Source organism: Micromonospora sp. ANENR4, assembly GCF_015354395.1.
GTDB lineage: Bacteria > Actinomycetota > Actinomycetes > Mycobacteriales > Micromonosporaceae > Micromonospora > Micromonospora aurantiaca.
The window spans coordinates 61002-78987 of sequence record NZ_JADKYQ010000007.1; the positions used below are offsets into that span (position 1 = coordinate 61002).

General features: G+C 72.9%; 15 protein-coding genes. 13 read left to right on the forward strand and 2 right to left on the reverse strand.

Features of this window, described 5'->3' with window-relative positions; all coding sequences use genetic code 11:
- The first annotated feature begins 37 nt into the window (after nt 1-37).
- From IRY44_RS13735 to IRY44_RS13795, 13 genes are read left to right on the forward strand one after another with little or no spacing between them, the layout of a single operon-like run.
- Nucleotides 38-1693, forward strand: coding sequence for an ABC transporter substrate-binding protein (locus IRY44_RS13735; RefSeq protein ID WP_194800792.1), 1656 nt, complete (start codon nt 38-40; stop codon nt 1691-1693).
- 15 nt (nt 1694-1708) lie between these two features.
- The gene (locus IRY44_RS13740) at nt 1709-2719 is read left to right on the forward strand and encodes an ABC transporter permease (RefSeq protein WP_013285149.1); all 1011 of its coding nucleotides are present in this window, start codon (nt 1709-1711) and stop codon (nt 2717-2719) included.
- Nucleotides 2719-3603, forward strand: a complete 885-nt coding sequence (locus IRY44_RS13745; protein WP_194800793.1) for an ABC transporter permease — start codon at nt 2719-2721, stop codon at nt 3601-3603. Before IRY44_RS13740 ends, IRY44_RS13745 begins: the two co-directional genes overlap by 1 nt.
- A 2-nt stretch (nt 3604-3605) precedes the next feature.
- The gene (locus tag IRY44_RS13750; protein WP_194801037.1) at nt 3606-5639 is read left to right on the forward strand and encodes an ABC transporter ATP-binding protein; all 2034 of its coding nucleotides are present in this window, start codon (nt 3606-3608) and stop codon (nt 5637-5639) included.
- On the forward strand, nt 5636-7687 hold the full coding sequence (locus IRY44_RS13755; protein WP_194800794.1) for a hydantoinase/oxoprolinase family protein: 2052 nt from the start codon (nt 5636-5638) through the stop codon (nt 7685-7687). The genes IRY44_RS13750 and IRY44_RS13755 overlap by 4 nt, the downstream gene beginning before the upstream one ends.
- Nucleotides 7684-9372: a hydantoinase B/oxoprolinase family protein gene (locus tag IRY44_RS13760; protein ID WP_194800795.1), complete on the forward strand. Its 1689-nt coding sequence runs from the start codon at nt 7684-7686 to the stop codon at nt 9370-9372. The genes IRY44_RS13755 and IRY44_RS13760 overlap by 4 nt, the downstream gene beginning before the upstream one ends.
- Complete coding sequence (locus IRY44_RS13765) at nt 9365-11035, forward strand: hydantoinase B/oxoprolinase family protein (protein ID WP_194800796.1); 1671 nt, start codon at nt 9365-9367, stop codon at nt 11033-11035. Before IRY44_RS13760 ends, IRY44_RS13765 begins: the two co-directional genes overlap by 8 nt.
- Nucleotides 11032-12297, forward strand: a complete 1266-nt coding sequence (locus IRY44_RS13770; protein ID WP_194800797.1) for an amidohydrolase family protein — start codon at nt 11032-11034, stop codon at nt 12295-12297. The genes IRY44_RS13765 and IRY44_RS13770 overlap by 4 nt, the downstream gene beginning before the upstream one ends.
- The gene (locus IRY44_RS13775) at nt 12294-12707 is read left to right on the forward strand and encodes a nuclear transport factor 2 family protein (protein ID WP_194800798.1); all 414 of its coding nucleotides are present in this window, start codon (nt 12294-12296) and stop codon (nt 12705-12707) included. Before IRY44_RS13770 ends, IRY44_RS13775 begins: the two co-directional genes overlap by 4 nt.
- A complete protein-coding gene (locus tag IRY44_RS13780) occupies nt 12704-13708 on the forward strand; it encodes a zinc-binding dehydrogenase (protein WP_194800799.1) in 1005 nt (334 codons plus the stop codon). Before IRY44_RS13775 ends, IRY44_RS13780 begins: the two co-directional genes overlap by 4 nt.
- Nucleotides 13705-14031, forward strand: coding sequence for a TIGR04076 family protein (locus tag IRY44_RS13785; RefSeq protein ID WP_151500654.1), 327 nt, complete (start codon nt 13705-13707; stop codon nt 14029-14031). Before IRY44_RS13780 ends, IRY44_RS13785 begins: the two co-directional genes overlap by 4 nt.
- Nucleotides 14028-15026, forward strand: a complete 999-nt coding sequence (locus IRY44_RS13790) for an LLM class flavin-dependent oxidoreductase (RefSeq protein WP_194800800.1) — start codon at nt 14028-14030, stop codon at nt 15024-15026. The genes IRY44_RS13785 and IRY44_RS13790 overlap by 4 nt, the downstream gene beginning before the upstream one ends.
- A 5-nt stretch (nt 15027-15031) precedes the next feature.
- Nucleotides 15032-16123: an alpha/beta hydrolase gene (locus tag IRY44_RS13795; RefSeq protein WP_370584934.1), complete on the forward strand. Its 1092-nt coding sequence runs from the start codon at nt 15032-15034 to the stop codon at nt 16121-16123.
- 74 nt (nt 16124-16197) lie between these two features.
- On the opposite strand, the gene IRY44_RS13800 is transcribed toward IRY44_RS13795, so the two are convergent.
- Both IRY44_RS13800 and IRY44_RS13805 read right to left on the reverse strand, forming a co-directional pair.
- A complete protein-coding gene (locus IRY44_RS13800; RefSeq protein WP_228532064.1) occupies nt 16198-16833 on the reverse strand; it encodes a helix-turn-helix domain-containing protein in 636 nt (211 codons plus the stop codon).
- 143 nt (nt 16834-16976) lie between these two features.
- Nucleotides 16977-17954 (reverse strand): hypothetical protein, encoded by a 978-nt coding sequence (locus tag IRY44_RS13805; protein WP_194800803.1) that lies wholly within the window; start codon nt 17952-17954, stop codon nt 16977-16979.
- Nucleotides 17955-17986: the final 32 nt, after the last annotated feature.

The window sequence follows — 17986 nt, forward strand, 5'->3', positions numbered from 1 at the left end:
TCGGGCCATTCGCCTCGTGCTTCTAGGAGGGCTTCTCATGGCTCGTTCACCCCGTCCGGGCGCCTCCTCGCCCGCGCTCTCCCGCCGCGGCGTCCTGCAGTTGGGTGGCAGCGTCGCGCTCCTGTTCGCCACCGGTGCCTGCGCCGCGGACAGCGGCAACAAGTCGACCGACGGCAAGTCCGGCGGCGCCTCCGCCAAGACGCTGCGCATCGCCGTCTCCAGCTACCTGTCGAGCTGGGACCAGGACTTCGTCGGCTTCGACCTGACCGCGTTGATGCTCTACAAGAACGTCTTCCCGTACCTGATCGACTACGGGGTCACAAACGCCGGTGGCAGCCAGATCCTCGACACCCAGAACATCACCCCGACGTTCGCCGAGTCGTTCGAGCCGGACTCCGAGCAGAAGGTGTGGACGCTCAAGCTGCGCCGCGGCGTGAAGTTCGCCAGCGGCAACGAGATGAAGGCCGCCGACGTGAAGTGGTCGAAGGACCGCGCGTTCGCCGCCCAGGCCAACGTCGCCGGCGTCTACCGCACCATCGGCCTCACCAGCGCCGACCAGGTCAAGGTCGTCGACGACTACACGGTCGAGTTCCACCAGGCGTTCCCGAGCGCTCTGACCCGGCAGATCCAGGCGATCTCGCTGTACGTCTTCGACTCCGTCGAGGCCAAGAAGCGCGCCAGCGCCAGCGACCCCTGGGCCAAGGAGTGGTTCGCGAAGAACCCGCCGACCGGCGGCTACTTCAACGTCGCCAAGGCCACCCAGGGCCAGGAGATCGAACTCAGCGCGAACACCGGCTACCCGGGCCCGGACCCGGCCAGGACGCCGACCATCCGGATCTCCGTGGTGCCGGCCGCGTCCAACCAGCGCCTCCAGCTCCAGGCCGGTGACATCGACATCGCCCTGGGCATCAGCCAGCGCGACATCCAGGACCTGAAGAAGGCCCCGGGCATCAAGGTCATCTCGGCGGCCAGCAACCGCCAGGTCGCCATCCAGATGTCGGTCACCGCGGCGCCGTTCAACGACGTGAACGTCCGGAAGGCGCTCGCGTACGCGGTGCCCTACGAGCAGATCATCAACAACGTGTACGGCGGCGACGCCCGCGCGGCCAAGAGCCCGGTCCCGCTGGACATGCCCGGCTACGACGAGAGCGGCTACCCGTTCACCTACGACCTGGACAAGGCCAAGGCCGCCATGGCCGCCGCCGGCCGGGCATCGCTCGACTCCGAGCTGGTCTTCGAGGCCGACAACGAGGAGCAGCAGAAGATCGCCGTCCAGGTGCAGAGCGAGGCGGCCAAGGCCGGCATCCGGCTCAAGCTGACCCCGCTGGACCCGGCCACGCTCGGCGAGCGGCGGACCAAGAAGAACATCCCGCTCCAGATCACCTCCGGGCAGCTCTGGGTGGACGACGTCGAGTACATGCTGGCGACCAGCTTCGTCAAGGGCGCCAACCTCAACTACTCGAACTACAGCAACCCGGAGATCGAGCAGATCTACGAGAAGTCGCACACCACTGTCGACACGGCCGCCCGCAACGCGCTGTGGAAGCGGGTCCAGGAGATCCTCGCCGCCGACGTGCCGTGGGTGGTCATCTGCCAGCCCAACTTCAATCTGCCCGTCCGGGAGTCCGTCGCCGGCTGGGTGCAGCCGATGGACGGCCTCGCCCGCCTGCGCTACCTGAGCGCATCGGCCTAGGGACACCACCCACCCATGCGTATCTTCCGCTTCGTCGTCAGGCGACTGCTCCAGCTGATCCCCGTTCTGCTCGGAGTGGTCGTCCTGGCCTTCCTCCTGGTCCGGGTACTGCCGGGCGATCCGGTCCGCAGCATCCTCGGGCAGAACGCCACCGAGGAGGACGCCGCCGCCGCACGGGCCCGCTTCGGGCTGGACCAGTCCCTGTGGCAGCAGTTCCTCGACTACCTCGGCGGGCTGCTCACCGGTGACTTCGGGACGTCGATCCAGAGCGGCAGCTCCGTGGGCTCGGAGATGGCGCTGCGGGTGGGTCCGACCCTGGAACTCGTCGTCATCTCGGTGAGCATCGCGCTCGTGGTGGCGACCGTGCTGGGCATCTGGTCGGCCAAGCGGGCCAACCGGGCCGGCGACCACAGCGTCCGGATCTTCGCGCTGGTCGGCAACTCCGTACCGGAGTTCTGGCTCGGCCTGGTGCTGGTGCTCGTCGGCTACAGCATCCTCGGTTGGTTCCCGGCGCCGAACGGCCGCGTCGACCCGGACACCGGCCTGACCCCGCTCACCGGCGCCGACCTCGTCGACGCCGTCCTCACCGCCAACGGGCCGGCGATCGCCTCGGCCGCGGCGTACCTGGTGCTGCCGGTGCTGACCCTCGTGGTCGGCGTGGTCGCCCCGCTGCTGCGCAGCGTCCGGGCCTCCGCGCTCGAGGTGCTGCACTCGGAGTCGTACGCCGCGGCGAAGGCGCACGGGCTGCGCGACCGCACGCTGCACTACGGCTACCTGCTGCGGGCGACGCTGGTCCGGCTGCCGTCGCTGGCCGCGCTGGTCTTCGGCACGGCGATCGGCTCCACCGTGCTCGTTGAGTACGTGTACTCGTGGCAGGGCTTCGGCCAGTGGGCCCTGCGCGGCCTGCTCTACCGGGACTACCCGGTCGTGCAGGCGTCGGTGCTGGTCATCGCGCTGTGCTACGTGCTGGTCTTCCTCATCGCCGACGTGGTCCACGCGATCCTCGACCCGAGAGTGAGGCTCTGATGGCCGAGCTGCGAACCGTCCCCGACGGTCCCGCCGCCGCGCCGGTGGTCGTGCCCGGCGGCGACCGGGACAGCCGTTTCGCCCGCCGCATGATCATCGCCGGGGCGAGCATCCTGTCGGTGGTCGCGCTGCTGGCGGTGTTCGCGCCGCTGCTGAGCCAGTGGGGCGAGACCGAGATCGACGCGGCGAACACGCTCGTCGCGCCGGGCGGCAGCCACCTGCTCGGCACCGACGGCAACGGCATGGACATCTGGAGCCGGGTGCTCCACGCCGCCCGGCTCGACCTGGGCATCGCGCTGGCCGCCGTGGCGCTCGCGGTGGTCGTCGGCACGCTGCTGGGCCTGGTCGCCGGCTACTTCGGCGGCTGGCTCGACGACGTGCTGATGCGGGTGGTCGACATCTTCCAGTCGTTCCCCACGTTCATCCTGGCGCTCGCGGTGGCCGCGCTGCTCGGCAACGGCACCATCAACCTGATCATCACGATCGCGGCGGTGAACGCGCCGGCGTACGCCCGGCTGGTCCGCGCCGAGGTGCGGTCGCTGCGGGAACTGCCGTTCGTGGACGCCGCGATCACCTCCGGGGCGTCGCCGGTCGGCGTGCTCTGGCGGCACCTGCTGCCCAACAGCCTCACGCCGGTCCGGGTGATCGCGCCGCTGAACTGCGGCTGGGCCATGCTCACCCTGGCCGGGCTCTCCTTCCTCGGCCTGGGCGTGAGCATCCCCGAGGCGGAGTGGGGCGCCATGATCAGCCTGGGTGCCGCGGACGTGGTCGGCGGCCGGTGGTGGACCTCGGTCCCGCCCGGCCTGGCCCTGTTCGTCTGCGTCCTGGGGTTCAGCCTGCTCGGCGAAGGCCTGCAGGACCGCGCCAACGCGAAGCGGCGGTGACCATGCTGTCGATCGAGAACCTCTCCGTGACGATCCGCCGGCCCGGCCGGCAGGTCGCAGCGCTCAGCGGCGTCAGCTTCGCCGTCCGGCCCGGCGAGGTCGTCGGCCTGGTCGGCGAGAGCGGCGGCGGCAAGAGCATGGTGGCCCGCGCCATCGTCGGGCTGCTGCCCGGCGGCTCGCACGCCACCGGGCGGGTGCGCTTCGGCGACTCGGACGTGCTGCGCATGGACGACACCGCGCTCGCCGCCCACCGCGGCCGGGGGGTGGCGATCTGCTTCCAGAACCCGCGCGGCGCGCTCAGTCCCACCCGCACCATCGGCAAGCAGCTCGTCGACCGGCTCGCCACCCACCAGGAGATGTCCGGCGAGCGGGCCCGCGAGGCGGCGCGCGAGCTGTTCGAGGCGGTCGGCATCCGCAGCCCGCAGCGGCGGCTCGACGCGTACGCCCACGAGCTGTCCGGCGGCATGGCCCAGCGCGTGATGATCTCGCTGGCCACCGGCTGCGCGCCGGAGCTGCTGATCGCCGACGAGCCGACCACCGGCCTCGACGTGACGCTGACCCGGGAGATCCTGCGCCAGTTCCGGCACGCCGCCGACACCGACGGCCGGGGCGTCCTGCTGATCTCGCACGACCTGGCGTCCATCGCGGAGGTCTGCGACCGGGTGGTGGTGCTCTACGCCGGCACCGTGGTGGAGAGCGGACCGGCCGCGCAGGTGCTGCGGGAGCCCGCCCACCCGTACACCCGGGCGCTGCTGCGTTCGGTGCCGGACGTCGGCGGCCGGCCGGTCGTCGCCACCCCCGGCGCCATGCCGCTGCTGACGCAGGCGCCGCACAACTGCCCGTTCGTCGCCCGGTGCGCGCACGCCGACGGCACCTGCTCGTCCCGGCGCCCGGCCACCGTGCCGGTGCCCGGCGGCGGCGAGTGGTCACTCGCCTGCTTCCACCCGCAGACCCGGCCGCTGGACGCCGACGTGCCGCGGGCGGCGCACACGCCGGCCGCGTCCGGCGTGGTCGCGGCCGGCACCGACCCGAAGCCGGCGGTGCTGGAGATCGAGGATGCGCACGTCGTCTATCGCAGCCGGTTCGGATCCGGCGGGCACCACGCGCTGCGCGGCGTCACGCTCCGGCTCGGGCCGGGCGAGACGCTCGGCGTGGTGGGCGAGAGCGGCTGCGGCAAGAGCACCCTCGCGAAGCTCGTGATGGGCCTGGTCGCGCCCACGTCCGGCACCGTCACGGTCGCCGGGCAGACGCTGGTCAAGCAGCCGGGCCGCCCCCGCCCGCGCGGCCGGGCGCTGCGCCGGGCCCGGACCCGGGCGCAGCTCGTGTTCCAGGACCCGATCGGCTCGCTCAGCCCACGCCGTCCCGTCGGCGACTCCATCGCCGAGCCGCTGCGCGCCGCGGGCCTGTCCCCGGCGCAGCGGGAGGCGCGCGTCACCGCCGTGCTGGACCGGATGGAGCTGGACCGGTCGATCCTCCAGCGCTACCCGCACGAGCTGTCCGGCGGCCAGGCGCAACGCATCGGCATCGCCCGCGCGCTGGTCGGCGAGCCGGACCTGATCGTCTTCGACGAGCCGACGTCGGCGCTGGACGTCACCGTCCAGGCGCAGATCCTCGACGTGATCGCCGACGTGGCCGCCGACGCGGACCGCGCCTCGGTGTTCATCTCCCACGACCTGGCCACGGTGCGCGGGTTCGCCGACCGCGTCGTGGTGCTCTACCTCGGCCGGGTCGTCGAGGAAGGACCGGTGGACGTCGTCTTCGACACGCCCCGGCATCCCTACACCCGCGCGCTGCTGGGCAGCGCCCCCCGCCTCGGCGGGACGACCGGGTCCGACGGCGAGGCCGTCGAGCTGGTCAAGGACCTGGAGGAAGCCGACGCCGCGACCGGGTGCCCGCTGGCCGCCCGGTGCCCGTTCGTCACCGACCGGTGCCGATCGGAGCAGCAGGAGCTTCAGTCGTACGGCGAGAGCCGGGCCGCCTGCTGGCGCGTTCCCGAGCTTCCCGCCCTCATCGGAAGGCAGGCTGTCACGCCATGACCCGTCGCCCCATCCGGCTCGCCGTCGACATCGGCGGGACCTTCGTGGACGCCATGGAACTGGACACGCGCACCAACCGGGTCCGCTTCCGCAAGGCGGCGACGACCCCGGCCCGGCCCGCGGACGGTGTCCTCAACGCGATCACCGCGCTCGGCACCGACCTGTCCGAGGTGGAGCTGTTCATCCACGGCACCACCCTCGGCCTCAACGCGGTGCTGGAGCGTCGTGGTGGCCGTACCGGCATCATCACCAACGAGGGCTTCCGGGACATCTTCCTGATCGGCCGCGGCAACGTGCCGTCCGACCACATGTACGACTTCCAGTACCAGCGGCCGGAGAGCCTGGTGCAGCGCCGCTTCACCGCCGGTGTGCGGGGCCGCCTCGACTACCGGGGACGCGTGGTGGAGCCGCTGGACCCGGACAGCGTCCGGGAGGCCGCCCGCACGCTCGTGGTGGACCAGCAGGTCACCTCGATCGCCATCTGCTTCCTGCACTCGTTCCTCGACCCGAGCCACGAGCGGGAGGCCGCGCGCCTCATCCACGAGGAGTTCCCCGAGGTCAGCCTGTCGCTGTCGACAGACATCGTGCGCGAGTACCGGGAGTACGAGCGCACCAGCACCACGGTGCTGGAGGCGTACATCCGGCCGATCTTCGAGCGGTACGTGGACGAGCTGGAGTCCGGCCTGGCCGAGCGCGGCTTCGCCGGGCGCTTCCTGATCATGCGCTCCGGTGGCGGCTCGATGACCAGCGCGGTCGCCAAGACCGCCCCCACGCACACCGTGCTGTCCGGCCCGGCCGGCGGCATCGTCGGCGCCGCCTACGTCGCCTCCGAGCTGGGCCGGGACAACGTGCTCACGTTCGACATCGGCGGCACCTCGCTGGACGCCTGCGTGATCGAGCGCGGCAACCCGGTCGCCGCGTACGAGGCCCAGCTGGAGCACTTCCCGCTGCTCATCCCGACGTACGACATCCGTACCATCGGCGCCGGCGGCGGCTCGATCGCCTGGCTGGACCACGGCCTGCTCAAGGTCGGTCCGCAGAGCGCCGGCGCCGACCCCGGCCCGGTCTGCTACGGCCGGGGCGGCGCCAGGCCGACTGTGACCGACGCGGCGGTGGTGCTCGGCTACATGGACCCGGACCGGTTCCTCGCCGGCACCATGGGCCTGCGCGACGCCGAGGCGCGCGCCGCGATCCAGGAGCAGCTGGCCGATCCGCTCGGCCTGAGCGTGGAGAACGCGGCGGCGGGCGTGTTCGACGTGCTGCTGGCCCGCACCGTCGGCGCGGTCCGGCAGATCACCGTCGAGCGGGGGCACGACCCCCGGCAGTTCGCGCTGCTCGCGTTCGGCGGGGCCGGCCCGCTGCTGGCGCCGCTGCTGGCCCGGGAGATGGGCATCGGCGAGGTGGTCGTGCCGTTCGCGCCGTCCGGCTTCTCCGCCTGGGGCATGCTCTCGGCCGACATCGTCAACGACTTCAGCCGTACCGTGATGGCCACGCTCGACGACGCCGACCTGTCGGAGCTGGAGCAGCTGTTCAAGGCCGTCGAGGCCGAAGCGGTCGCGTCGCTGGTGGCGCAGGGCGTGCCGGCCGGTGAGGCGGTGCTGGAGCGGCAGTTCGAGCTGCGCTACCTGGGCCAGGAGCACAGCCTGATGGTCACCGTCGGGCGTGAGCTGGACCGCGACGCCGTCCGCGCCGCGTTCGACGAGACGCACCGCACCCGGTACGGCCACACCATGGGCAACCCGCTCCAGATCCTCAACCTGCGGGTGCGCGGCATCGGGCGCACCGACCGGCCGGCGCTGGAGACCCTGCCGCGCGGCGACGGCGACCCGTCGCAGGCGCTGCTGGCGCACCGCGACGCGTACGACTTCGGGCAGCACGCGGTGGTGCCGTTCGCGGTCTACGACCGGGCCCGCCTGGAGCCGGGCGACACCTTCGACGGACCGGCGCTGGTCGACGAGGGCACCTCGACCACAGTGGTGCCCAGCGGTCAGCGGGTCACCGTCGACGACCACGGATACCTGCTCGTCACCCTGGAGGAAGCCGCATGAGCACGCTGGACGGAGCCCAGGTCGAGGTCGTCCGCAGCTATCTGCTGTCCGCCGCGGAGGAGATGCGGGCCACCCTCATCCGTACCTCGTTCAACCCGGTCATCTACGAGGTGCACGACTTCGGCCTGTCGATGTACGACGCCGACCTGCGGCTGGTCGCCGAGGCCACCGGGCTGACGTTCTTCCTCGGCGCGAACGACTTCTCGCTGCGCAAGGGCGTGGAGTACGTGGGCCGGGAGAACCTGCACCGCGGCGACGTGGTGCTGCTCAACTACCCGTACTGGAACGCGGCGCACGCGTACGACGCGACGCTGTTCGCGCCGGTGTTCCGGCCGGACGAGGCGGACCCGGACGCGGACGGCGAGCTGGTCGGCTTCCTCTGCGTCCGCGCGCACTGGATGGACCTGGGCGCCAAGGACCCGGGCTACGTGCTCGACTCGACCGACATGCACCAGGAGGGGCTCATCTTCCCGGGCACCAAGGTCGTGTCCCGGGGCGTGCCGGTGCGCGAGATCCACGAGCTGATCCGCTTCAACTCGCGGATGCCCGACGCGGTGCTCGGTGACCTGCACGCGCAGATCGCCGCGCTGCGTACCGGCGAGCGCCGGATGCTGGAGATCATCGAGAAGTTCGGCCGGGCCACCGTCGACCAGGCGATCGACCGGATCATCGCCGACGGTGAGGCCCGCGCCCGGGCGGCGCTGGCCACGCTGCCGCAGGGCACCTGGACCGCCGAGGACTGGGTGGACGACGACGGCATCACCGACGACCCGGTGAAGATGCGCGTCACGGTGACGATCGACGACGGGCGCTTCATCGTCGACTTCGCCGGCTCGGCCCCGGCCACCCGTGGCCCGATCAACATGCCGTTCGGGGCGACCGAGGCGATCTGCAAGGTCGTGCTGAAGTCGCTGACGTCGCGGGACGAGCCGTCGAACGCCGGCACCGTGGCGCCGCTGGAGGTGCGGGCCGAGCCGGGCAGCCTGTTCCATGCCGTCTACCCGCAGCCCACGTTCACGCTCTGGACCGGCATCGTCGCGGTGGAGCTGATCCTCAAGGCGCTGGCGCAGGGCATGCCGGACCGGCTGCCCGCGTCCTCCGGCGGCGACGTGCCCGGGTTCATGATGGTCGGCCTGCACCCGGACACCGGCAAGATGTTCGCGGTCAGCAACAACGACCTGGTGGGCTGGGGTGGCACCGCGCAGCACGACGGCATGGACGCGGCCACGCACGTCTCCGGCAGCACCGGCCGGGGCACCCCGATCGAGGTCATGGAGGCCAAGACCGGGATGTTCTTCGAGCGCTGGGAGATCCGCGCGGACTCCGGCGGCGCGGGCCGGTTCCGGGGCGGCTGCGGCCTGCGGCGCGACATCCGCTTCCTGACCCCGGGCGAGTTCCTCACCGTCATCAAGAAGACAAAGAGCGCACCGTGGGCGCTCGACGGCGGCGAGCAGCCGGAGCCGAACCAGATCGTCGTGTTCCCGGGCACCGACCGCGAGCACCGGGTGAGCACCAAGCGCACCGTGGTGGCGGCGGGCGACCGGGTCACCCTGCTGACCGCCGGTGGCGGCGGGCACGGCGACCCGCGCGGCCGCGACCCCGAGGCGGTGCGGCGGGACGTGGCCGAGGGGTACGTCTCCCGGGAGGCGGCCCGGGACGTCTACGGAGTGGACGTCGATGGGTGAGCCGACGGTCGACGGGGCAACCGTCGAGGTCGTCCGTAGCCATCTCGTCTCGGCCGCCGAGGAGATGCGGGCCGCGCTGGTGCGCACCGCGTTCAACCCGGTGATCTACGAGGTGTACGACTTCGGCATCTCCGTCTACGACCGGCGGTTGCGGCTGGTCGCGGAGTCCACGGGGTTGTCCCGTTTCCTCGGCGCCAACGACTACTCGCTGCGCAAGGGCGTCGAGTACGTCGGCGTGGAGAATCTGCACCGCGGCGACGTGGTGCTGCTCAACTACCCGTACTGGAACGCGGCGCACACGTACGACGCGACGATGTTCGCGCCGGTCGTGCTGCCGGACAGCGAGGAGCTGATCGGTTTCCTGTGCATCCGGGCGCACTGGATGGACCTGGGCGCCAAGGATCCCGGTTACGTGCTCGACTCCACGGACATGCACCAGGAGGGGATCATCTTCCCCGGCACGAAGGTGTACGCCAGGGGCGAGCCGGTGCCGGAGATCCACGAGCTGATCCGGTTCAACTCGCGGATGCCGGAACTCGTGCTCGGCGACCTCAACGCGCAGATCGCCGCGCTGCGGACCGGCGAGCGGCGGGTGACCGAGCTGTACCGCCACTACGGCCCCGCAGTGGTCGACGCGGTGGTCGACCGGGTGATCGACGCCGCCGCGCAGCGCGCCGGGGAGGCGGTCGCCGCGTTGCCGCAGGGCACCTGGACCGCCGAGGACTGGCTCGACGACGACGGCGTCACCGACGACCCGATCCGGATGCGGGTCACCGTCACCGTCGCCGACGGCGCGTTCACAGTGGACTTCGCCGGGTCGTCCCCGGCGGTGCCCGGGCCGGTGAACCTGCCGCTGGGCGCCACGATCGCCACCTGCCGGGTCGCGTTCAAGGGCGTCACCACGCCGCATGAGCAGACCAACGCCGGGCACTTCGCGCCGCTGCGGGTACGCGCCGAGCCCGGCACGCTGTTCCACGCGCAGTACCCGGCCGCCACGTTCACCCAGTGGACCGGCACCGTCGCGCTGGAGTTGATCCTCAAGGCGCTGGCGCAGGGCATGCCGGACCGGCTGGCCGCGTCGTCCGGCGGCGACGTGCCCGGGTTCATGATGGTCGGCCGGCACCCGGACACCGGCGACATGTTCGCGGTCAGCAACAACGACCCGGTCGGCTGGGGCGGCACACCCCGGCACGACGGCATCGGACCGGCGAACCACCTGTGCCAGACCCAGGCGCGCAACACGCCCGTGGAGGTGCTGGAGTCGAGGACCGGGATGTTCTTCGAGCGCCTGGAGATCCGCACCGACTCCGGTGGCGCCGGCCGGTTCCGGGGCGGCTGCGGCCTGCGGCGGGACATCCGGTTCGTGACGCCGGGCGAGTTCCTGACGGTGATCAAGAAGACGAAGAGCGCGCCGTGGGCGCTGGCCGGCGGCGAGCAGCCGGAGCCGAACCAGGTGGTCGTCTTCCCGGGCACGGACCGGGAGCACCGGGTGAGCACACGGCGTACCGCGGTGGCGGTGGGGGATCGGGTGACGTTGCTGACCGCCGGTGGCGGCGGGCACGGTGACCCGAGGAGTCGGGATCCGGAGGCGGTGCGACGGGACGTGGCCGAGGGCTACGTCTCCGCGCGGGCCGCCCGAGACGTTTATGGAGTGATCGCGTGAGTGCCGCCTATTCGCCCGAGCAGCCGAGCGTGCTGCTCGGCAACTGCACAGTGCTCGACGCCCGCGTGGTGGACGGTATGACGCCCGTGACCGGCGCCGGGGTGTGGGTCCGGGGTGACCGGATCGCCGCCGTCGGGCCGTACGCCGAGGTGGCCGAGCAGGCGCGGGCCGCCGGCCGGCTGACCGAGGTGGACCTCGACGGCGCGTACCTGACGCCCGGTCTGGTAAACATGCACACCCACTTCTCGCTGTCGCTGCCCGGCTCCGCCGGCGAGGGCGTCAAGGGGATGGGCGCGTACGACCTCGCCCACTACATGGCCGACGGGGCGCGGCGCACGCTGCACTCCGGCGTGACCACAGTGCGCTGCGTGGCGGAGAAGGACCACGCCGACTTCGCGTTGCGGCGGGCGATCAACGCCGGGCGCGTGCCGGGTCCGCGCATCTACACCGCCGGCCGGGCGCTGGTGTGCACCGGCGGGCACGGCCACGAGAGCAACGACACGCTCGAGTGCGACGGCCCGGTGGGCTTCCGCCACGGCGTCCGCAGCCAGATCAAGGCGGGCGCGGACCTGATCAAGGTGATGATCTCGGGCGGCATCGCCGGTGAGCACGAGAGCATCCACACGCCCCAGTTGTTCGCCGACGAGATGAGCGCGGTGATCGAGACCGCGCACGCGTGGGGCCGCAAGGTGACAGCGCACGCCGGACCGGCCGACGTGATCGGCGCGGCCGTGGAGCTGGGACTGGACTGCGTGGAGCACGGCTACCAGCTCACTCCGCAGGTCGCGGCGCGGATGGCCGAGCGCGGCACCGCGCTCGTGCCGACGCTGCTGGTGACCCGGTGCAAGGAGTTCTTCGACGAGCTGGGCGTGCCGGAGTGGATGCAGTGCCGGTCGCTCGGCGCCGGCCCCCGGCACCTGGAGAGCTTCGACATGGCGATCGCCGCCGGGGTGGAGGTGCTGCTCGGCAGCGACATGCCCCCGTTCTGGGAGTTCGAGGGCACCACCGCCTCGATCCGGGAGCTGGAGTACATGTCCGAGCGGATCGGCACCGCGCGGGCCATCCACGCCGGCACGCTCGGCCCGATCCGGTGGCTCGGCGCGGAGTCCGACCTCGGCACCGTCGAGGCCGGCAAGCTCGCCGACCTGATCGCGACCGACGCCGACCCGCTGGCCGACACCTCGGCGTTCCGGGACGTGCGGTGGGTGATGAAGGGCGGGCAGATCGCCCGCGACGACCGGAACCAGGAGGAGACGCGATGACGTTCGCGGACTCAGGCGCCGCGGCGATCGCCGCCGGCATCGACGACATGTACGACGCGTTCCTCGCCGGGGATCAGCAGCGGTTCGACACGCACCTGGACCCGGACGTGACCACCTGGGAGACGCACCTGCCCGGGCCGCTGCGGACCCGGGCCGAGCTGGACGAGTACCGCGCCCGGCGGGACGCCGCGGGGCGGCGGCCCCGGCTGGCGGTGCTCGCCGCGCGGGACAAGCGCATCGACGTGTGGGACGACTTCGGCGTGGCCCGGTACGAGCTGGTCGCGCAGCTCGGCCCGGACGACGAGCCGGAGATCACCCGGGTCACCGACGTGGTGCGCCGGGTCGACGGCCTCTGGGTGATCGTGCACCACCACGCCGAGCTGGTCCGGGAACCGGTGGGCGCGGCGTGATCCGGCGGCTGGTCGCCGGGCGGACCGGCGAGCCGGCGGACGTGCTGTCGGTCGCCGAGCTGCCCGACGACCCGCCGCCCGGCCCCGGTGAGGTACGGCTGGCCGTCCGTACGGTGGGGCTGAACTTCCTGGACGTCATGCTCTGCCGGGGCGAGTACCCGGTGCGGCCGGACCCGCCGATGACACCCGGGGTGGAGGCGGCCGGCCGGGTCGTCGCCGCCGGGGCCGGGGCCGAGCACCTGCTGGGTCAGGAGGTGCTCGCCTGCCCGGCGCTGCCGCGCGGCGCGCTCGGCAGCACCGTGACGGTGGATGCCGCGGTGGTGGTGCCGCGACCGCCCACTGTCGACGCGGTCACCGCGGCGGCGCTGCCCGTCACCTACCAGACCGCCTGGTTCGCGCTGGAACGAGCCGGTCTCACCGCCGGGCAGACGGTGCTTGTGCACGCGGGCGCCGGTGGGGTGGGCATCGCCGCGATCCAGCTCGCCGTCGCCCGCGGCGCGCGGGTCCTGGCCACCGCGGGCGGCCCCGCCAAGACCGCGATCTGCCGCGACCACGGCGCCCAGGTGGCGATCGACTACACGGCGGACGACTTCGTGCCCGCCGTGCGCGCGGCCACCGGCGGACGTGGCGTGGACGTCGTGGTGGACCCGGTGGGCGGCGACGTGTTCGCCCGCTCCTGGGAGTGCCTGGCGTTCGAGGGCCGCCTGGTGGCGGTGGGCGCGGCCGGTGGCGCGCCGCCGCCTGTCGACCCGCTGCGACTGATGGCGGCGAACGCGACGCTCGTCGGTCTGTCCTGGGGCTCGCAGTACCCGTGGCAGCGCGCGTCGGCCGTCGAGGCGGCCTACCAGGAGCTGTTCGACATGTGCGCCTCCGGCGCGGTTCGGCCGCCGGTCAGCCGCGTCGTGTCGCTGGACGAGACGCCCGCGGCGCTCACCGAACTGGCCGAACGCCGGACCACCGGCAAGATCATCGTACGGATCGACGAGGGGGAGGGACCGTGAGCGACAGCGACGGCGACATGGAGATCTACGACCTGAAGGTCACAGTCGACCGGATCGAGGGCCGGTCGGTGTGCGGCATGGCCGTGGGCGACCACTTCGAACTGACCAACAGCGCGCACCTGCGGCTGCCCGAGGGAAAGCACTTCTGCGTGTACGCGCTCGCCTCGGTGCTGCCCTTCCTCGCCGCCAAGCAGCGTGACCTGGCGCCGGGGGACTGGCTGGCCCAGGACTCCCACTTCATCTGCCCCGATCCGGAGGAGCGGCTCGTCATGAAGGTGGAACGGACCTGCCGGCGCACGATGAACTCGGCGGACCTGACATGACCGTCGAGATCGGGCTCGGCCTGCAGAGCGACAAGCCGGCCGGCGCCTACGCCCGGCTGGCCCGCGCCGCCGAGGCGCACGGCTTCGACGTGCTCACCGTCTTCGGTGACCTGATGTACCAGCCGCCGATCTTCCCGCTGCTGGAGATGGCACAGGCGACCGAACGGGTACGCCTCGGCGCGGCCTGCCTGAACCCGTACTCGATGGCGCCGTACGAGATCGCCGGTCAGATCGCCGCCCTGGACCTGGCCTCGCACGGGCGTGCCTACCTGGGTCTGGCCCGCGGGACCTGGCTGGGCGCTGTCGGCCTGCCGCAGCCGCGGCCGCTGACCACCATCGAGGAGGCCGTCCAGGTCGTCTACCGCCTGCTGCGCGGCGACCGCAGCGGCTTCACCGGGAAGGTCTTCACGCTCGCCCCCGGCACCGCGCTGCGCTACGACGTGCAGCGGCCCGACCCGCCGCTGCTGCTCGGCGCGTGGGGCCCGCAGGGCGCGGCGCTGGCCGGGCGGATCGCCGACGAGATCAAGGTGGGCGGCAGCGCCAACCCGGACATGGTCCCGGTGATCCGCGAGCGGCTGCGGACCGGCGCGGAGAAGGCCGGCCGCGACGTCGCGGACGTCGGCATCGTGCTCGGTGCGGTGACTGTCGTCGACACCGACGGCGAGGCGGCCCGCGCCAAGGCCCGCACCGAGGTCGCCATGTACCTGGCGGTGGTGGCCGAGCTGGACCCGACCGTCGTGATGCCCGACGACCTGGTCAAGCGCGTCGGCGAGCTGGTCGACGCGGGCGAGGACGAGGCGGCGGGCCGGCTGATCCCGGACGACGTGCTCGACCGGTTCGCCTTCTCCGGCACGCCGGAGCAGGTCGCCGCGCAGGCTCAGGCGCTCATCGACGCGGGCGTGCGCCGGGTCGAGTTCGGTACGCCGCACGGCCTCACCGACGAGCGCGGCGTGGACCTGCTCGGCTCGGCCGTCCTGCCGCTGCTGCGGAGGTGAGTCAGGTGCGGCTCACCGTGGTGGCCGGCCCCGGCCTGGTGGCCGACGCGGCTCTGCTGGCGTCGCTGGCCGACGCCACCTGCGCCGAACTGGATGTCGCCGGTCAGGTGGTCACCGCCGGATCGGCCGACGAGCTGCGCTCGCTGCTCGCCACGACTGATCAGCCGGTGGTGGCGCTGCCCGGCCCCACACCGGCGGCCCGTGCCCTCATCGGCGCGCAGCCGGCCGGCGTGGTCTGGTACGACCTGACCGTCGAGCCGCCGGTGCCCGGCGCGATCCACCTGGCCGGGCGGGGACTGTGGGGCCTGGCCTGGGCGATCCGGCACGCCGTGCACCGCCTCCGCGCGCCGGCCACCCGGATCGCCTACGGCCCGGACCCGGACCAGTGGGGCGACCTGCGACTGCCGTCGGCCCTCGACACCGGCCCGGCGCCGGTCGCGGTGCTGCTGCACGGCGGGTTCTGGCGGTCCAACTGGGGCGCGGACCTGATGGACGCGCTCGCCGCCGACCTGGCCCGGCGCGGGTACGCGTCCTGGAATCTGGAGTACCGGCGCCCGGACCGGCACGGCTGGGACGCGACCACGCAGGACGTGGAGGCGGGCCTGCGCGCACTGCGGGAACCGGCCCGCGACCGGCTGGTCGACCTGGACCGGATCGTCCTGCTGGGACACTCGGCCGGCGGGCAGCTCGCGCTGCGCGCCGCGGCGGACCTGGCCGCGCGTAAGGGCGGGCCACGTGTCGCGCTCGCGGTGTCGCTGGCCGGGGTGCTCGACCTCACCGAGGGCGAGCGGCGCTACCTCGGCGACGGTGCGATCGCCGCCGCGCTGGGCGGCTCACCGGCCACGGCCCCACGCCGGTACGCCGAGAGCGACCCGATGCTCCGCCTGCCGGCCGGGGTGCCGACGCTGCTCGTGCAGGGGACCGAGGACAGCCTCGACCTCGTCGACGCCAACCGGCGCTACGCCGCCGCCGCGGCAGCCGCCGGGGACGAGATCCGCCACCTCGAACAGGCGGGGGACCACTTCGCCGTGATCGACCCGGCCTCGGTCATCTGGCAGGACACGATGACCGCCGTGGACGCGCGCCTCGGTCGCTGACGCCGGACGTGGAATCGCCCTCCGAGTTCACCTACGTGAACACGGAGGGCGATTCGTGGTGCCCGGCGCGCGGGTCAGAACAGGCGGGGCGTGACCACCGAGACCACAGTCGTCACCGCGTCGGTGTCGTTGAAGAGCTGATGCGGCACCGACGAGCGCAGGTGCACGCTGTCGCCCGGGAACAGCCGGTGCTCGACGCCCTCGACCTCGTAGAGCAGCTCGCCGGAGATGACATAGGCGAACTCCTCGCCCCGGTGGCCGTACGCGTTCTCCCGGCGCCCGCCCGGCGCGATGTGCACCAGCATCGGTTCGAGCACCAGGTCCGGCCCCCGGTCGGAGAGCATGCGGTAGGTCTGCTGCCCGGACACGTACTGCGTAGCGGCCGTCTCCGCCCTGGTCAGCGTGAAGTGCCGGGGGAGCGAGGAGACGGTGCTGTCCGGCGAGGGCGTGCCGGCGTCGAAGAAGTCGGCCACCGACCGGTCGAGCGCCTTCGCGACGCTGCCGAGCGCGGTCAGGCCGATGGAGGAGATGCCGCGCTCGACCTGGGACAGGAAGCCGATGGACAGCCCGGAACGGGAGGCGAGGCCGCGCAGGGTCAGCCCGCGTTCCTTGCGGTAGCGCCGGATCCGCCCGCCGACGACGCCCGCGGGCGTGTTCTCGTCCGCGGCGCCACCGGAGCCGGCCTGCTCCGACGGCGGCTGACTGTTCATGGGCCGCACGGGGACCTCCTGTCGAGGTGGCGGGACCTCCGCCGGGATGTTCGATGGTATCGAACATCCCGGCCGGTGCGCGAGGGGCCGTGCGGCCGGTTTCCCCGCGTCGTCCCGGGTGGACCCCGGCCGGCGTCGCCCGCCTACCGCTTGACGAGATTGCGCAGCGCCGAGAGCAGCGATCGGTGGCTGACCTCGGCGTAGATCTTCTTGTCCGGTCCGTACAGGACCACGAAGGGGCACTGCTGGTCGTCCCCGCCCAGGGTCTTGTCCAGCAGTCTGCGGCCGGTCGCCACCTCGTACACCCGCAGGCGGTAGGTGGCCTTCAGCAGCGTCAGCGTGTCCGGCTTCGGGTCGTCGTAGCGGCACTTGCGGATCGTCGCGCCGGTGCCGGTGCGATCCAGACAGGCGACGATCTGCACGGCCTTCGGGTCCTCCGACGCCCAGGTCCGTTCCACCCGCTTCGACAGGCCCTCGTCGTAGTAGTAGACCCGGTCGTGGCGGCGGCCCGTGCCCATGTCGGTGCCGACGAGCAGCGCCACCGGGTGCGGCGCCGCTCCGGTGCGCTTCGGCGACTGCGGGAAGTAGAGGACCCCGTCGCACACGTCGTTCAGGTCGGAGATCTGCGCCGCCGGGAAGTCGCTGGGCTGCGGCCCGCGCGTCGAGGGCTCCACGCTCGCCGTCGCACCCGGCGTGGGCGTCGCGCCGGACGACCGCCAGGGCGCCACCGGCGGCGCGGCCGGCTCCGGCTCGGCTGCCTCGCGCGGCGAGGAACCCAGCAGGAACGCGCCGCCGATCAGGCCCGAGCACGCCACCAGCAGCAGCACGCTCAGCGCCGCGACGGCGACGACCAGACCGCGGTTGCGGCCCGACGACGGCGGGCCGGGCGGCGGGTACGGCCCGTACGGCGGGGCCGACCCGAACGGCGTGGCCGTCGTGGCCGGTCCGTACGGCGGGCCCGCGGTGGGTGGTCCGTAACCCGTGCCGGGCGGCTGGTGAACCGGCCCGGTGGCCGGCTGCGGTGGCGGGCCGGGAACGGCCGACGGCATCCAGGCGGTGTCGGCCCGCTGTTCCTCGTTCCCGGTCGCTCCCTGATCGGATCCGGCCCCCGTGTCGGACATGCGCATTCCCCCGTCGAACCCGTGCGGAGCGC

Excerpts from the sequence above, each read along its gene's own strand:
- IRY44_RS13735 (WP_194800792.1), top strand. The coding sequence starts at position 38 with ATGGCTCGTTCACCCCGTCCGGGCGCCTCCTCGCCCGCGCTCTCCCGC.
- IRY44_RS13775 (WP_194800798.1), top strand. The coding sequence starts at position 12,294 with ATGACGTTCGCGGACTCAGGCGCCGCGGCGATCGCCGCCGGCATCGAC.
- IRY44_RS13800 (WP_228532064.1), bottom strand. The coding sequence starts at position 16,833 with ATGAACAGTCAGCCGCCGTCGGAGCAGGCCGGCTCCGGTGGCGCCGCG.
- IRY44_RS13750 (WP_194801037.1), top strand. The coding sequence starts at position 3,606 with ATGCTGTCGATCGAGAACCTCTCCGTGACGATCCGCCGGCCCGGCCGG.
- IRY44_RS13740 (WP_013285149.1), top strand. The coding sequence starts at position 1,709 with ATGCGTATCTTCCGCTTCGTCGTCAGGCGACTGCTCCAGCTGATCCCC.
- IRY44_RS13790 (WP_194800800.1), top strand. The coding sequence starts at position 14,028 with ATGACCGTCGAGATCGGGCTCGGCCTGCAGAGCGACAAGCCGGCCGGC.
- IRY44_RS13805 (WP_194800803.1), bottom strand. The coding sequence starts at position 17,954 with ATGTCCGACACGGGGGCCGGATCCGATCAGGGAGCGACCGGGAACGAG.
- IRY44_RS13745 (WP_194800793.1), top strand. The coding sequence starts at position 2,719 with ATGGCCGAGCTGCGAACCGTCCCCGACGGTCCCGCCGCCGCGCCGGTG.
- IRY44_RS13765 (WP_194800796.1), top strand. The coding sequence starts at position 9,365 with ATGGGTGAGCCGACGGTCGACGGGGCAACCGTCGAGGTCGTCCGTAGC.
- IRY44_RS13760 (WP_194800795.1), top strand. The coding sequence starts at position 7,684 with ATGAGCACGCTGGACGGAGCCCAGGTCGAGGTCGTCCGCAGCTATCTG.
- IRY44_RS13755 (WP_194800794.1), top strand. The coding sequence starts at position 5,636 with ATGACCCGTCGCCCCATCCGGCTCGCCGTCGACATCGGCGGGACCTTC.